The organism is Serinicoccus marinus DSM 15273 (assembly GCF_008386315.1).
Lineage (GTDB): Bacteria > Actinomycetota > Actinomycetes > Actinomycetales > Dermatophilaceae > Ornithinicoccus > Ornithinicoccus marinus.
The window spans coordinates 2,746,842-2,762,535 of record NZ_CP043808.1; the positions used below are offsets into that span (position 1 = coordinate 2,746,842).

10 protein-coding genes and 2 pseudogenes are annotated in these 15,694 nt (G+C 71.2%); 4 read left to right on the forward strand and 8 right to left on the reverse strand.

The window, feature by feature from the left end; all coding sequences use genetic code 11:
- Positions 1 to 27 precede the first annotated feature (27 nt).
- The 6 genes from FU792_RS13180 to FU792_RS13200 form a co-directional block, all read right to left on the reverse strand.
- Positions 28 to 1,071, reverse strand: coding sequence for a LacI family DNA-binding transcriptional regulator (locus FU792_RS13180; RefSeq protein WP_028131200.1), 1,044 nt, complete (start codon positions 1,069 to 1,071; stop codon positions 28 to 30).
- A 5-nt stretch (positions 1,072 to 1,076) separates the two neighbouring features.
- Positions 1,077 to 2,693: a glycoside hydrolase family 13 protein gene (locus tag FU792_RS13185; protein ID WP_161600256.1), complete on the reverse strand. Its 1,617-nt coding sequence runs from the start codon at positions 2,691 to 2,693 to the stop codon at positions 1,077 to 1,079.
- 4 nt (positions 2,694 to 2,697) lie between these two features.
- On the reverse strand, positions 2,698 to 3,093 hold the full coding sequence (locus FU792_RS16840; protein ID WP_161600257.1) for an early set domain-containing protein: 396 nt from the start codon (positions 3,091 to 3,093) through the stop codon (positions 2,698 to 2,700).
- Positions 3,090 to 3,935 (reverse strand): sugar ABC transporter permease, encoded by an 846-nt coding sequence (locus FU792_RS13190; RefSeq protein ID WP_052327895.1) that lies wholly within the window; start codon positions 3,933 to 3,935, stop codon positions 3,090 to 3,092. Before FU792_RS13190 ends, FU792_RS16840 begins: the two co-directional genes overlap by 4 nt.
- A gap of 71 nt (positions 3,936 to 4,006) precedes the next feature.
- Positions 4,007 to 5,587, reverse strand: coding sequence for an ABC transporter permease subunit (locus FU792_RS13195; RefSeq protein ID WP_238706095.1), 1,581 nt, complete (start codon positions 5,585 to 5,587; stop codon positions 4,007 to 4,009).
- 208 nt (positions 5,588 to 5,795) lie between these two features.
- Positions 5,796 to 7,220: a sugar ABC transporter substrate-binding protein gene (locus tag FU792_RS13200; RefSeq protein WP_237740058.1), complete on the reverse strand. Its 1,425-nt coding sequence runs from the start codon at positions 7,218 to 7,220 to the stop codon at positions 5,796 to 5,798.
- Between the two features lie 222 nt (positions 7,221 to 7,442).
- Here FU792_RS13200 and FU792_RS13205 point away from each other — a divergent pair.
- Together FU792_RS13205 and FU792_RS13210 are read left to right on the forward strand one after the other, a co-directional pair.
- Positions 7,443 to 8,527, forward strand: a pseudogene (locus FU792_RS13205) (ABC transporter ATP-binding protein).
- Between the two features lie 445 nt (positions 8,528 to 8,972).
- Positions 8,973 to 10,220: a DUF4032 domain-containing protein gene (locus FU792_RS13210; RefSeq protein WP_149814819.1), complete on the forward strand. Its 1,248-nt coding sequence runs from the start codon at positions 8,973 to 8,975 to the stop codon at positions 10,218 to 10,220.
- 181 nt (positions 10,221 to 10,401) lie between these two features.
- Here the strand turns inward: FU792_RS13210 and rlmB are convergent.
- Both rlmB and cysS read right to left on the reverse strand, forming a co-directional pair.
- Positions 10,402 to 11,369 (reverse strand): annotated as a pseudogene (gene rlmB / locus FU792_RS13215) (23S rRNA (guanosine(2251)-2'-O)-methyltransferase RlmB).
- Positions 11,370 to 11,380: 11 nt separating this feature from the next.
- A complete protein-coding gene (cysS, locus tag FU792_RS13220; protein WP_022925979.1) occupies positions 11,381 to 12,841 on the reverse strand; it encodes a cysteine--tRNA ligase in 1,461 nt (486 codons plus the stop codon).
- 300 nt (positions 12,842 to 13,141) lie between these two features.
- Between cysS and FU792_RS13225 the strand changes: the two genes are divergently transcribed.
- Both FU792_RS13225 and FU792_RS13230 read left to right on the forward strand, forming a co-directional pair.
- A complete protein-coding gene (locus FU792_RS13225) occupies positions 13,142 to 13,384 on the forward strand; it encodes a hypothetical protein (protein WP_149814820.1) in 243 nt (80 codons plus the stop codon).
- Positions 13,385 to 13,393: 9 nt separating this feature from the next.
- Complete coding sequence (locus FU792_RS13230; protein WP_149814821.1) at positions 13,394 to 15,661, forward strand: glycoside hydrolase family 31 protein; 2,268 nt, start codon at positions 13,394 to 13,396, stop codon at positions 15,659 to 15,661.
- Positions 15,662 to 15,694 lie beyond the last annotated feature (33 nt).

Genomic DNA, 15,694 nt, shown 5'->3' on the forward strand with positions numbered 1-15,694 from the left:
TCCACCGAGCGCCGCGAGTGGTTGCCCTCAGCGCGGCGCGGGCCCGGTCGACTCGCGCAGGATGAGCTCGGGGTCGAAGAGGTACTCCCGACGGTCCACCGGCTCCCCCGCGATCTCCTCCAGCACCGCCGTCACCGCGGCCTCGGCCATCCCCATGACGTCCATCCGCACTGTCGTCAGCGGCGGGTCGACGAAGGTCATGAAGGGCACGTCGTCACCCCCGACGACCGACAGGTCCTCCGGCACCCGCTTCCCCAGCGCGGCCGCCGCCCGGAAGACGCCGAGGGCCATGACGTCCGAGCCGCAGATGATCCCCGTCGCCCCCGCCTCGATGAGCTGCCGCCCGGCCGCGGCACCGCCCTCGACGGAGAAGAGCGTCGTGCAGACCAGCTCGTCCAGGTCGACGCCCGGCACGTCCGCCATCGCCTCGCGGAAGCCCTCGATCCGCCGCTGGACCGGGACATACCGCGCCGGTCCGGTCGCGAAGCCGATCCGGGTATGCCCCAGGTCGCGCAGGTGCCGCACCGCCAGCCGCATCGACGCGTGGTCGTCGTGGCTGATGAAGGTGGCGTCGACCCCCTCGCGGTAGCCGTTGACCAGCGCGATGGGCAGCCCCCGGTCGCGCAGCGAGGTGTAGCGCTCGATGTCGGCCTTGCTGTCGGCGTGGTATCCGCTGACGAAGACGATCGCCGAGACGCCGCGGTCGAGCAGCATCTGGACGTACTCGTCCTCGTGCACGCCCCCCGGCGTCTGGGTGCACAGCACCGGCGTGAAGCCGGCCGCCGCCATCTGCGTCTCGATCGACTGGGCGAACATCGGGAACACCGGGTTGGTGAGCTCGGGGGTGATGAGCCCGACAAGCCCGGCGCTGTTGCGCCGCAGCTTGCTCGGCCGCTCATAGCCCAGCACGTCGACCGCGGTGAGCACCGCCTGCCGCGTGCTCGAGGCCACGCCCGGCTTGTCGTTGAGCACCCGGCTCACGGTCGCCTCGCTGACGCCCGCGTAGGCCGCGAGGTCGGCCAGCCGCCCCCGGCCCGTCGTGCTCTCCGCCGTCCGCTTGGACGGGATCATCGTGCTCACCAGCCACCTCGGTAGGTCTCGGGCACCGGCTCCCAGGCCGGTGCGTCGGTCGGCCAAGTCCAGACGGAGACACCCGGCCCGGCGGCGGAGAAGCGCAGCGACCCCTCACCGTGCTCGAGGCCCTCGGCCACGCCGGCGCGGTGCTCGGCGACGCCCGCACCGGGCAGCTGGGCCGCGTCGATCGTCACGGGGTCGTGCGCGGCCCGCGCGACGTGCACCAGCGCGGTCTGCTCGGGGTGCTCCCGCAGGTAGACCATGGCCTCACCCTCAGCATAGAGCCAGCGCATCCCACCGCCCCAGAGCGCAGGGCAGTCGTGCCGCAGCGCGACGAGCGCCCGGTAGTGCTCGACCAGCTCCTCGTCCCACCGCCCGTCCGCGGTGCCGCGGGATTCCCACGGCATGGGCCGGCGGCCGTCCTCGCCGAAGTCGCCCGGTATGCCGATCTCGTCGCCGTAGGTGATCATCGGGATCCCCGGCATGGTCAGCAGCAACCCGGCCGCGACCTTGACCTGCTCGACGTCGTCCCCGACGAGCGTCCGCACCCGGGTCGTGTCATGCGAGCCGACCAGCGTCATCGAGTGCGACCACGACCGCCACGGCACCAGCGAGGAGAACTCCCGCATCGTCTCGGCCACGAGATCGGCCCCCAGCCGCGGCACCGGCAGCGGGCTGCCGAGGAACTTCGGCGCGAAGCCCGGCGCCCGCAGCCAGGTCCACACCGGTCGGGTGAAGCCGGAGTAGTTCATCACCCCGTGCCAGCCGTCCCCGTCGACGTCGCGGCTGTGGTCGTGGGTGTGCTCGGCGACCAGCAGCCCCTGCCCGCCGGTCGCCCGGTCCACGGCGGCCCGGGTCTCGCGGGCCACCTCGTGGGTGAGGTCGACGCCTTTGTAGCGCCCGGTCATGTTGGCGACGTCGACCCGCCAGGAGTCGAAGCCGCCGCCCTCCCCCAGCCAGCGCTCGATGACGGACCCCGGCCCCTCGGTGAGCCTTGCCCGCAGCCCGTCGGCGGAGTGGTCCAGCTTGGGCAGGCTCGCCACGCCCAGCCAGGTGACCCACCGCTCGTCGTCGCGGACGTACCACCCACCCTGCTCGCCGTCCGGGTCCTGCCGGGCGGCGGCATACCACTCGTGCGCGTCGCCGGTGTGGTTGGTCGTGATGTCGCCCATGACGCGCAACCCTCGCTCGTGCGCCTCCTCCTGCAGCCGCAGCAGCGCCGCGTCGCCGCCGAGCACCGGGTCGACCGCCTCGAAGGTGCTCGCGTCGTAGCGGTGGTTGGAGCGCGCCGGGAAGACCGGGGTGAGGTAGACGACGTCCACGCCGAGGTCGACGAGGTGGTCCAGGCGCTCGCGCACGCCGTCGAGGGTGCCGCCGAAGACCTGGACCGGGTTGGCGGCGCGCTCCAGCGACACCGGGTCCTCCCACCGCGCCGGGACCGCCCAGTCCGGAAGGTCGGTGCGCGGCCCCCCGGGGTCGCCGTCCGGCTCGACGCCGGCGTCGCGGGCGAAGCGGTCGGGGAAGATCTGGTAGACCACCGCCCGCTGCGCCCACTCCGGCGGCGCCGGGTGGGTCGTGATGCGGAAGTCGCTGGTGTCCGGCACGTCGCGCGGGTGCACGCCGTCACCGTTCAGCCACCGGTATGCCGACCGTCGGGGGGCTCCGCCCCCCAACCTCCCCCCGGACTGCTCTGACCGTCGGGGGGCTGCCCCCCGACCTCCCCCCGGACGCACCGGCCGCTCTCTCGTCAGCGTCGCCCTCGAGCAGGAAGCGGTAGGTCGTGACCGGGTTGTGGCAGGTGATCTCAGCCTGCCACCAGTCCTCGTGCTCGCCGCGGTGCACGCGGCGGGCGGTGGTGAAGAACTGCTCGCCGTCCGGGGTGGTGCGGACATGGACCGCACCGACCCCGGCCGCGTGCGGGACACGCACGCGGACGGCGACCACGGCTCCAGGAGCCGGGTGCTGCTCGCTGACGTAGAGCGGCGACCCGTCGTGGTGGGGATCAGCCGCCTCGGTCACTTCACCGAGCCTGAAGTCAGGCCACCGATCAGCTGCTTCTGCAGGCCCAGATAAACCAAGACCGGAGGGATGGAGGCTACGAGGGCACCCGCGCAGAACATACCGAAGTAGCGGTTCTGGTCAGCCATGTTGAGCGAGTAGAGGCCGACGCCCAGCGTCCGCTGGTCCTGATCCAGAAGGAAGATGCTCGCGAGCAGAAACTCGCCCCACAGCATGACGAAGGCGAGGATGCCGACGGTTGCCAGGATCGGCGCGACCAGTCGCAGCGTCATGGTGAAGAAGATGCGGGCATGGCTGGCGCCGTCCATCTTGGCGGCCTCGTCCATCTCCTTGGGGATGGTGTCAAAGTAGCCCTTGAGCAACCACACGTTGGACCCCATGGCGCCGCCCAGGTAGACCAGCAGCAGGCCCCACAGAGTGTTCAGCCCAATCTCGGGGATAACCTCCCCGATCCGCAGGAACATCACGTAGAGCGCGGGGAAGGCAAGCAGGGCTGGGAACATCTGGGCCAGCAGCAGCGACATCAGTCCAGCCCGGCGACCGGCCCAGCGCAGCCGGGAGAAGGCAAACGCCGCCGCGGCTCCGATGAAGACCTGGAATATCGTGCCCAAGCCCGCCACGACGAGAGAGTTCCGGAACCACGTCCAGAACGGGAACGTCGTCGAGGAGAATAGATCTTCGAAGTTGTTCGTCGAGAACTGCCGGGGGATCGGTGAGGACGCGCTGAGTGTGCCGGCCGGGTTGAGCGCCGCGGACAGGATGAAAAGCACCGGGAACAGCGCCCACACCAGCGCGACGAGCGCTAGAGCGTGCCGCCACCACACGCCGGAGCGGCGCCTCATGCTCCGGGACTGCTGCGTGTGTGCTGGCCGCTGGGGCTGCTGGGTCGTCTCTGACACGGATGGCGTCATGGTCAGTTCACCTCTTCCAGGGCGGCGGACTGGCGGAAGCCGAGATAGCTGATCGTTCCAACAAGCAGGAAGATCACAATGCTGACAGCCGACGCGAGCCCGATATTGGGCGTGCCTGACTCGAGCGCGAGCCGGTAGGCGAAGTTGATGAGCAGGTCGGTGTTGCCCACCAGGCTGTTACCCGAGTCGAATGGTCCACCACCCGTCACCAGGTAGATGAGAGTGAAGTTGTTGAAGTTGAAGGCGAAGGACGCCACGAGCAGCGGCCCGACCGCCACCAGCAACAGCGGCATCGTCACCGACACCAGCGTTCGGACTGGCCCTGCCCCGTCGACGGAGGCCGCTTCCTTGACATCTGAGGGGACGGACTGCAGCGCCCCGGTGCAGATGAGGAACATGTAGGGGAAACCCAGCCAGAGGTTGGTCAGCAGCAGCGCGAAGCGCGCGGCCCACGGATCACCGAGCCAGTTGATGCTGAGTCCGGTGACCTCGTTGATCAACCCGAACTGCGCGTTGAACATTGCCGCCCACACGAGTCCGGTCACGAAGATCGGCAAAGCATAGGGCAGGATCAACAGGGACCGGTAGAACCCCTTGCCCTTGAGCCGCGGGTCGTTGAAGAGCAGCGCGAGCAGCATCCCCAGGATGAAGGTGCTCCCGACGCTCAGCAGGGGGAAAGCCAGGTTCCACAGGAAGATCTTGAGGAAGCCGGTCCTGAAGGTGGGGTCGGTGAAGATGGTCCGGAAGTTGTCGAAGCCGACGTTCTCGGTCCACCCCGCCGGCAGCGCCGCGCCGACGCCGTCCTCGGGGACGAAGTTGCCTTCCTGCGCGACGTACCGCTTGCCCTCCGCGGTGGTCATCACGTCGGCGTCCTCGTCGTAGGTGATGGTCGGGCGCCCGACGAACGCCTGGGAGGTAGTCGCCGGCTTGACCGCGGCCTCCCCCTCTTCGCCGACCGGCACAGCAAAGTCCTGGACGTCTTGGGCCCGCTCGTTCGCTTCCATGAGGTTCAGCACCCGGTACCCCGGTGCGGTGCCGATGGTGCCGTTGCCCAGCACCTCCACCCCATCGGCCGAGAGCGGCTGCAATCCCTCCTCGGTGCCGACGAAGAGCCGGGTGCCGTCGTCGGTGATGTTTTCCCCGAGTTCGGCCTCGCCGCCCTCCTCGGCACCCTCCTCCAGCTCGCTACCGTCCTCGGCGGGTGCAACGGTGAGCAGCAGGGACAGTTCACCGGTCTCTATCGCCGCCCCCTCCGGCACCGCGACCGACATGCCGTAGCGGGGGGCGTCGGGATCCTGGCGCACCGACTGCCCCTGGATCGCGACGATGGCCTCTTCCTTGCTCAGGGTGTGCCCGTCGCCATAATTGGTGAAGGCGGTGGCCGCTGTGTAGATGATCGGCCACATCTGGAAGAGCAGGAGCAGGATGAGCCCGGGCAGAAGGTACTTCGCCGGGATCATCCGGCGGGTGGAGTAGACCACGAGGATGCTCATCGCGATGAAGGCCACGACTATGACGATCAGCCATGAGCCGGCCTCGATGGCCTGCTGAGCCGAGAGGGCCAAGATCCCCACCGACAGCACGATGAGCAACCACTTGACCGCGTGCACCCATCCGGGTGTCCGACCCACCTCGCTGACTCTGCGTGCGGCATGCGGGTCGGTGTCAGGTGGCTCGACGACGGTCTGGGACATGGGTGTCTCCTCGCGGCTGCGCTGGCTAGGGCAAGTATTGGGTCATGCCCCGGGTCGACGGGCGGGCAGTGCTGCCCGTCGACCCGGGTCAGCGAGGTCAGAGGGCGCCCTCGACCTCGCTCTGGGCGGTGCCCAGCCGCTCCGCCGCGTCGTTGCCGGAGACGATGTCGGCGGTGGCCTTGCCCAGCGGGCCCCAGACCGCGTTCATCTGTGGGATGTTGGGCATCGGGGTGCCGCCCTCGGCCGCCTGGCCCCAGGACTCGATGTCCTCGTCATCCGCCGCGACCTGCTCATAGGCCTCGGTGAGGGCCGGGGGACGGTCCCCCGCCTCGTAGAGCGAGACCTGCACGTCGGCCCGGCTCACGTACTCCTGCACGAAGGTCTGCGCGATCTGCGGGTTCTGCGACTCGGCGGAAACGTAAAAGCCGTTGACACCCAGGAACGGGGTTGTCTCCCCACCGTCCTCGAAGTCCGGGATCGGGCTGATGGCGTAGTTGATGCCGGCTTCGGTGCTCTGCTCGATCGCCCACGGGCCGGAGACAAGGTAGGCGGTCTTGCCTTCGACGAACTGCGGGATGGTGTTGGAGCCGTCCAGATTGACGGTCAGCGCCTCCTGCTCGGCGAGCCAGGCGATCTTCTCCCCACCCTGGACGGTCTCCTCGGAGTCGATGATGACCTCGCTTGCGTCGAAGCCGCCCTCCTCGAGCAACGGGAAGATCCCGCCGCCGTAGGCCGCGAGGTAGGGGTACATGTTGTAGGCGTCGCCCTCCTGACCCAGTTGCTGAGCCATGACCAGCTCGGCCTCGCCGTCGGAGACCAGCTGGGCACCGGTCTCGACCAGGGCCTCCATCGTCTCCGGCTCATCGGGAGCCAGCTCGGTGTTGCGGATCAGCGCCAGCGACTCCACGGAGTAGGGCACGCCGTAGGTCTGGCCCTCATAGGTGAAGGCCTCGATCGAGTCGGGGTTGAACTGCCCGCTCAGGTCGGAAGCCAGCTGCACGGGGGCCACGACGTTGTTTTGGACCAGCTCGCCGAGCCAGTCGTGTGCTCCGACCGCGATGTCCGGGCCGGCGCCGGCCCCGACCGAGTCCTTGAACTGCTCGCGCAGGTTCTCGTTGGCGACGACCTGGAGGGTCACCGGCACCCCGGTCTCCTCCTCGAAGGTCGCGGCGACGTCCTCGAGCGCGGCCGCACGCAGGTCGTCGGCCCAGATGACCAGACTCGTGCCGTCGCTTGCCGCGGGCGCGCCCTCCGAGGTCGCCGCAGAATCAACTCCGCCCTCCTCCTCGGCGGCCGCGTCGTCGCCCGAGCTCTCCTCGGCGTTCGCGCCGGAGTCGGTGTTCTCCTCGCCCGACTCGCCGCCGCAGGCGGACAGCAGCAGGGCCGCCGCGCTGGTGATGGCTACAGCACCGGTGGTGCGCTTCATGGTTCTCCTTCGAACAGTGGTGAGGTCACCGGCCCCGCGCTGCCCGAGAGCGGCGACGGTGCCGCGGTTGCCGTCACGGAAGGTGATCTCCGGCAACCGGTGACGTCAGTATGCAAGAACCCGGCGAGCAGTGCAAGAACTTGCAGGAAAGTGGTCGGTCACGATCTGCTAACGTGACGCCCGTCACCGGCAACGGCGCCTTTGACGGCATACCACCGCCACCCTCGCCGCCCGGAGATGACCTCGCGTCAACCGGCGCCGGGTCAGTCCTTTACGACGGATCGTCCGGCACGTACCTGCCGGTGAAGGAGAAGCATCATGGCAACGGTGACCTATGACAAGGCCACGCGCATCTACCCGGGGGCGGACACCCCCTCCGTGGACGAGCTGGAGATCGAGATCGCCGACGGCGAGTTCCTCGTCCTCGTCGGCCCTTCCGGCTGCGGCAAGTCCACCTCCCTGCGCATGCTCGCCGGGCTGGAGGAGGTGAACGGCGGTCGCATCCTCATCGGCGACAAGGACGTCACCCACATGCCGCCCAAGGACCGCGACGTCGCGATGGTCTTCCAGAACTACGCGCTCTACCCGCACATGTCGGTCGCCGACAACATGGGCTTCGCGCTCAAGATCGCCGGCAAGTCCAAGACCGAGATCCGCGAGCGGGTCGAGGAGGCCGCCAAGATCCTGGACCTGACGCAGTACCTCGAGCGCAAGCCCAAGGCGCTTCTCTCGGTGGTCAGCGTCAGCGCGTCGCGATGGGCCGCGCGATCGTCCGGCAGCCGCAGGTCTTCCTCATGGACGAGCCGCTGTCGAACCTCGACGCCAAGCTGCGCGTGCAGACCCGCACCCAGATCGCCTCGCTGCAGCGCCGCCTCGGCGTCACCACCGTCTACGTCACCCACGACCAGGTCGAGGCCATGACGATGGGCGACCGCGTGGCGGTCCTCAAGGACGGCATCCTGCAGCAGTGCGACAGCCCGCGGCACATGTACGACCACCCGAACAACGTCTTCGTCGCCGGCTTCATCGGCTCCCCGGCCATGAACCTCATGACCGTGCCGGTCGCCGACGGCGGCATCAAGCTCGGTGACTACGTCCACCCGGTCGACCGCGAGGTGCTCTCCAAGGCCGGCAGCGAGCTGGTGCTCGGTGTCCGTCCCGAGGACGTCGACCTGTCCGACTCCGGCCGCGGTCTGCCGATCGAGATCGACGTCGTCGAGGAGCTCGGCGCGGACGCCTACATCTACGGCGAGCTGCCCGGCGCCGACGCGACCGACAAGCCGTTCATCGCGCGCGTCGACGGTCGCACCCCGCCGAAGAAGGGCGAGATCGTGCACTTCACCCCCAAGGGCGACCACGTGCACCTCTTCAACGCCGAGTCCGGCGAGCGCATCAGCAGCTGAGCAACCCCGAGAAGCGCGCCTCGCGCCGCGCGGGCGCGAGGCGAGCGGACGGCATACCGCGCAGGAGGCCGCCTGTCCCACCCCGGGCAGGCGGCCTCGTGCGCGTCCGCCCCTCCCCCACCGAACGCCGCCAATGGTTGCCCCAGCTCCCACCGAGCGCGCGAATGGTCGGCCGTCATCCACACCGTTCACCTCTGCGCGCACCTGTCCACAGATTCGACCCCCGGCCATTCACCGGTGGGTGAGGTGGGAGGGCGAGTTCCGCAAGCTCCCCCTGGTCCCTCGACCAGAGTGACCCCCGGGTGAGTCCAGGAGGCTCCACGCACCATTCACGACGCTCGGTGCGGCCCAGGGCAGCCACTCACGACGCTCGGTGGGCCCCAGGGCAACCATTCACGACGCTCGGTGGGGTCGGGACCGGGCCTGGCGTCGCTACGCTTCAGGTATGCCGCTCGACATCAGCGCGATCAAGCCGGACCCGGCGATGCTCGACCTGCCGTGGGAGGTGCCGCTCGAGGAGTGGCCGGAGAGCCACCTGGCCACGCTCCCCCGCGGGATCTCGCGCCACGTCGTGCGTTTCGTGCGGCTGGGCGGCAAGGTGCTGGCGGTCAAGGAGATCGCCGAGCCGCTGGCCCGGCGCGAGTTCCGCACCCTGCGCAGCCTGCGGCGGCTCGACCTGCCCAGCGTCAAGCCGCTGGCCGTCGTGGCCCGCCGCACCGACGCCGACGGCCAGCCGCTGGACGCCTGCCTCGTGACCCAGCACCTCAAGTTCTCACTGCCCTACCGCGCCGTCTTCAGCCAGCGGATGCGCCCCGACACCGCGCGCCGCACCCTCGACGCGCTGGCCGTGCTCCTCGTCCGGCTCCACCTGGCCGGCTGCTTCTGGGGCGATGTGTCGCTGTCCAACACCCTCTTCCGCCGCGACGCCGGCGACTTCGCGGCCTACCTCGTCGACGCCGAGACAGCCGAGATCCACCCCGAGCTGTCCCGCGGTCAGCGCGAGCACGACCTCTTCGTCGCGCACGGCAACATCGCCGGCGAGCTCATGGATCTCGAGGCCGCGGGCTCGCTCGACGAGGGCGAGGACCCGATCGAGATCGCCAACCGGATCATGCACCGCTACGAGCTGCTCTGGGACGAGCTCACCGGCGAGGAGCGCTTCGAGCGCGGCGACCGCTGGCGGGTGGACGAGCGGATGCGCCGTCTCAACAACCTCGGCTTCGACGTTGACGAGCTGGAGATAACGACCGACTTCGACGGGGCATACATCCGCATCCAGCCCAAGGTCGTCGACGCCGGCCACCACTCCCGCCGCCTCATGCGCCTCACCGGCCTCGACGTCGAGGAGAACCAGGCCCGCCGGCTGCTCAACGACCTCGACGCCTACCGTGCCGGCACCGACCGGCAGGACGACGACGAGGAGCTCGTCGCGCACGACTGGCTCTCCCGGATCTACGAGCCGATCACCCGCTCAGTCCCCCGCGAGCTGCGCTCCAAGCTGGAGCCGGCAGAGCTCTTCCACGAGATCCTCGAGCACCGGTGGTACCTCTCCGAGCAGCGCGGCCACGACATCCCCATCGAGGACACCGTCGAGGACTACGTCGCGACCGTCCTCCCGACCAAGCCGGACGAGATCTCGGTGCTCGGCGTCGACACCGAGGAGATCCCGATCCGGGCCTGGATCTCCTCCTGACCTGCTCAGGTATGCCTGGCCGGGCGCGGGACACGGGCTGCCCGGCCAACCACCCGCGACGCTCGGTGGGTCCAGGAGCAACCACTCACGACGCCCGGTGGGGGTAGGAGCAACCATTCGCGACGCTCGGTGGGGAGAGGAGAGCCAGCGGTTGGCGCGGCTGGCCTGGAGTCGCGCGAGCTCAGCCCCGCTTGCGCAGGCTGGCGATCTCGTAGAGCGTCACCGCGGTGGCGATGCCGGCGTTGAGCGACTCCGTGACCGCCGCCATGGGGATCGACACGACCTGGTCGCAGGTCTCGCGGACCAGCCGTGACAGGCCCTTGCCCTCCGATCCCACGACGACCACGAGCGGCTGGTCGGCCAGCTCGAGCCCGGGCAGCGAGACGTCGCCGTCGGCGTCGAGCCCGACGACGAAGAAGCCCGCCTTGCGGTAGGCCTCCAGCGCCCGGGTGAGGTTGGTCGCCTGGGCGACGGGGATGCGGGCCGCCGCGCCGGCGGACGTCTTCCACGCCGCCGCCGTCATCCCGGCCGAGCGCCGCGCCGGCACGAGCACCCCGTGCGCGCCGAAGGCACCGGCCGAGCGGACGATCGCCCCCAGGTTGCGCGGGTCGGTGATCCCGTCGAGCGCCACCACCGCGGCGTGCCCGGCAGCTGCTGGGCGAGCAGGTCGTCGGGGTGGGCGTAGTCGTAGGGCGGCACCGTCAGCGCCAGGCCCTGGTGCACGGCGCCGTCGGTCATCCGGTCCAGCTCGCCGCGCGGCGACTCCATGACGGCGATGCCGGCCTCGGTCGCCAGGGCGATGCTCTCCTTGACCCGGTCGTCGGACTCCATCCGGGTGCCGACGTGCAGCGCGGTGCCGGGGACGCCGGTGCGCAGCGCCTCGAGCACGCTGTTGCGCCCCGCGACCACCTCGGTCGAGCCCTTGGCCCGGCGACCGCCCGAGCCGCCGCGACCTGCGCCGCCACCACGGGCGGCGCTGGCCTTGTCCGCCCGCGCGGCCCGTCGCGCCGCGGGGTGCCCGGTGCGGTCCTCGGCCCGCGGCGTCGGGCCCTTGCCCTTGAGCTGCTTGCGGCGCTGGCCGCCGGAGCCGACGACCATGCCCTTCTTGTTGGTGGTGCGCGCCGCGCGGCGCCGCTGGTTGCCTGCCATGTCCCTCTCCTTCAGCGCAGCGCCCAGCGGGCCCCGGCCGGTGTGTCCTCGATGACCACGCCGAGCGCGGTCAACTGGTCGCGGATGGCGTCCGCGGTCGCGAAGTCCTTGTCCGCCCGGGCCTGGGCCCGCGCGTCGAGCCGGTCCTGGACCAGCGCCGCAAGCACCTCGCCGCCACGGCCCTGCCCACCGTCAGCAGCCCCGCCCCAGCCCGGGTCGAGCGGGTTGGCGCCGAGCACGTCGAGCATGGCCACGACCTGGAGCACGGTATGCCGCAACCCGCCGTCCGTGATCGCGTCGCCGCCGCCCTCGAGCAGTCGGTTGCCCTCGCGCACCGCGCCGAAGACGACGGACAGCCCCTCGGAGACGTTGACGTCGTCGTCCAGGGCCGCGCGGAAAGCTTCGGGGAAGGCCTCGTCGGCGGGCAGCGCCGCGGCGGCGTCGACGACCTCGCCCGCCGAGAGCCCCAGCGCCCCCAGCGCCCGCTCCAGGAAGCCCTCGATCCGCTCGACCGAGGCGGCCGCCTCCGCCAGCGAGCCCTCGGCATACTCGATGACCGAGCGGTAGTGCACGGCCCCGAGGTAGAACCGCAGCACGAGCGGCCGCACCGTCTTCGTCAGCTCGGTGACGGCCAGCGCGTTGCCGAGCGACTTGCCCATCTTGGCGCCCTTGACCGTGACCCAGGCGTTGTGCAGCCAGAAGTTCGCGAAGTCGAGGCCGGCCGCGCGGGACTGGGCCTGCTCGTTCTCGTGGTGGGGGAAGCGCAGGTCGACGCCGCCGCCGTGGATGTCGAAGGCGTCGCCGAGGTACTTCCGCGCCATCGCCGAGCACTCCAGGTGCCAGCCGGGGCGGCCCTCGCCGTAGGGCGTCGGCCAGCTCGCCGTCGCCGGCTCACCCTCCTTGTGCCCCTTCCACAGCGCGAAGTCGCGGGGGTCGCGCTTGCCGCGCGGGTCCGCGTCACCGGCCGGCTCCATGTCGGCCAGCCGCTGCCGGGTCAGCGAGCCGTAGTCCGGCCAGGAGTTGACGTCGAAGTAGACGTCGCCAGAGCCGTCCTGCGCGGCATAGGCGTGGCCCTTCTCGACGAGGGTGTCGATGAGCGCCACCTGCTCGGTGATGTGCCCCGTCGCCCGCGGCTCGTAGGTGGCCGGGAGGACGCCGAGAAGATCGAGCGCGTGGCTCGTCTCGCGCTCGTGGGCATACGACCAGGCCCACCACGGGCGGTCCGCCGCGTCCGCCTTGGTCAGGATCTTGTCGTCGATGTCGGTGACGTTGCGCACGAGGGTGACGTCGTAGCCGTGCCCGCGCGCGAGCCACCGCCGCAGGATGTCGAAGGCGACGGCGAAGCGCACGTGCCCGATGTGCGGGCTGCCCTGCGTCGTCAGCCCGCAGATGTAGATGCCGACCCTGCCGTCCTGCAGCGGCACGAACGGCCGCAGCTCCCGGGTGGCGGTGTCGAACAGGTGCAGGCTCACAAGGGTCAAGGTTACGGGCTGGACCGGGGTATGCCCGCCTCCCGTCACCGCGCCGCCCTCCCCCCGGAGGTGAGGGCCGATCTCCTCCCCCGGCCCGGTGCTGTGGCTGCAGACCGCGCTGCTCGCCGACGAGCTGGTTCCCTGCGCGCGCCGCGTCGCCGCGACCGGCCGGTATGCCTGCCTCGTCCAGCACCGGCGCGGCTACGCCAAGAGCGACCCGGCGACGCCTCCCGGCTCGATCGAGCGGGACGCCGCGGACGCGGTGGGGCTGCTCGAGGTGGACGTGCCCGCGTTGCTGGCGTGGCGTTTCGGCGCCGACGACGCGGCGCCCATCACCGCCCGGTGCTCTCCGTCGGCGGGGCGGAGAGCGGCCCGTGGTTCGCCCAGGTGCGCGACTGGGTCCGCGCGATCCTCCCGCACGCGGACGAGCACGTCATCCTCGGCGCGGGGCACGACCTGGCCCTCACGCACGCCGACGAGATGGCCGCAGCCGTCGCGGCCTTCCTCGACGCCCACCCGCTGGAGGTCGGCGGCGCACCGTAAGGTCGGGGCATGCCGATCGTCCACGAGAACGACCGCTGCCGCCTCACCACCCTCACCCCGCACCTGCTGCGCGTCGAGTGGTCCCCGACGGGCACCTTCACCGACGCCCCCACCCAGGTCGTCCTCGACCGCGACCTGCCCGCCGGCCGCGGGCTGGCGCCGCAGGTCGAGCCCTGGCGTGAGGGGGTCCGCGTCGTCACCGACGGCTTCGAGCTGCGCTACGACGGCGGCCCACCCTCGCCGCACGGGCTGAGCGTGCAGGTCCGCGGCGGGGTCACGTCATACCACTCCACCTGGCGCTTCGGGGAGCCGGTCGAGGACCCGCTCCCGGGCACCACGCGCACGCTCGACGGCGTCGACGGGCGGACCCCGCTCGAGCCCTCGATCCTGTCCCGCGGCGGCTACGGCGTGCTCGACGACTCCGCCTCGCTGGTCCGCACCGGGCCCGAGCTCACCGACCTCGCGCCGCGCGAGTCCGGCGCGATCGACCTCTACGTCTTCGCCCACGGCCTCGACTACCGCGCAGCGCTGCGCGACTTCCACGCGCTGACCGGGCCGGTCCCGCGGGTGCCGCGCTTCGTGCTCGGCAACTGGTGGAGCCGCTACCACCCCTACTCCGCGCAGGAGTATGCCTCGCTGCTCGACCGCTTCGCCGCCGACCGTGTCCCGTTCTCCGTCGCGGTCATCGACATGGACTGGCACCTGGTCGACATCGACCCGGCGCTCGGCAGCGGGTGGACCGGCTACACCTGGAACCGCGACCTCTTCCCCGACCCCACCGCCTTCCTCGCCGACCTGCACGAGCGCGGCCTCGTGGTCACCCTCAACGACCACCCGGCGGACGGGGTCCGGGCGCACGAGGAGGCATACCCGCGCATGGCCCGGGCGATGGGGATCGACCCGGCCTCGGGCGACCCGGTCGAGTTCGACCCGGCCTCGCCCGACTTCTGGCGCGCCTTCTTCGAGCACGTGGCCGGCCCGCTGACCGAGCAGGGCGTCGACTTCTGGTGGATCGACTGGCAGCAGGGCACACACACCGCGGTGCCGGGGCTGGACCCGCTGTGGATCCTCAACGAGCGACACCTCGCGCAGCAGCGCACGGACGGCCGGCGGCCGCTGATCTTCTCGCGGTATGCCGGTCCCGGCAGCCACCGCACGCCGATCGGCTTCAGCGGCGACACGGTCATCAGCTGGGCGTCACTGGCCTTCCAGCCGGAGTTCACCGCGAGCGCGGCCAACATCGGCTACGGCTGGTGGAGCCACGACATCGGCGGCCACTGGCACGGCGCCAAGGACGTCGAGCTCGCGGTGCGCTGGGTGCAGCTCGGGGTGTGGTCGCCGGTCAACCGGCTGCACGCGAGCGCCAGCCCGTTCCAGGGCAAGGAGCCGTGGCGCTTCGGACCCGAGGGCGAGCGGCTCATGGGCGAGGCGCTGCGGCTGCGGCACCGGCTGCTGCCCTACCTCGCGACGATGGCCGAGCGCACCGCCACAGACGGCATCTCGCTGGTGGAGCCGGTCTACCACCGCCACCCGGGCCGGGACGAGGCGTATGCCCACCGCACCAGCTTCTTCTTCGGCGCGGACCTGCTGTGCGCGCCGGTGGTGACGCCGCGGCTGGCGGGCGTCGGGCTCGCGGCGACGACCCTGTGGCTGCCGCCCGGTGACTGGTTCGACGTGCAGACGCACCGGCGCTACGCCGCCGGCGAGCACGGGCGGACGATCACGGCATACCGCGACCTGGCGCACACGCCGGTCTTCGCCCGGGCGGGGACCGTGCTCCCGCTGACCGCGGCCGACGAGGTCGGCAACGGGGTGGCGCTGCCGCGGACGGTCGAGGTGACCGTCTTCCCCGGCGCCGACGGGGAGCACGTGCTCATCGAGGACGACGACGGCCCGGAGGAGACCCGGCGGGTCGCGCGGACGCCGCTGCGCTGGGACGACGCCGCCTCGCGGCTGGTGGTCGGGCCGGTCGAGGGCGAGGCCACGGTGCTGCCGGAGGGCGGGCCTTCGCGGTGCGCGTGGCCGGGGCGGACCCCGAGCCGGTGCTCGTGCGGCCGGGGAGCGAGGCGGTGGCCGTCGACCTGCCCCGTCCCGGCGCGCCCGACGTGCTCGGCGAGTGCTTCGCGCTGCTCGACGCGGCCGAGGTCGGGCACCACGCTAAGGAGCGGGCCTGGGCCGTCCTGCAGCGCGGGCTGGGCGAGGGTGGCGGTGGTCCCGCCCGGGTCGCCGACGAGCTGCGCTCGACCGACCTCGACGATGCGCTCGTCGGGGCGCTGACCGAGATCGTGACCGCGAGCTAGCAGGCCGGCT

Coding starts and splice junctions, on each gene's coding strand:
- FU792_RS13210 (WP_149814819.1), top strand. CDS start 8,973: ATGCCGCTCGACATCAGCGCGATCAAGCCGGACCCGGCGATGCTCGAC.
- FU792_RS13190 (WP_052327895.1), bottom strand. CDS start 3,935: ATGAGGCGCCGCTCCGGCGTGTGGTGGCGGCACGCTCTAGCGCTCGTC.
- FU792_RS13230 (WP_149814821.1), top strand. CDS start 13,394: ATGCCGATCGTCCACGAGAACGACCGCTGCCGCCTCACCACCCTCACC.
- FU792_RS13180 (WP_028131200.1), bottom strand. CDS start 1,071: ATGATCCCGTCCAAGCGGACGGCGGAGAGCACGACGGGCCGGGGGCGG.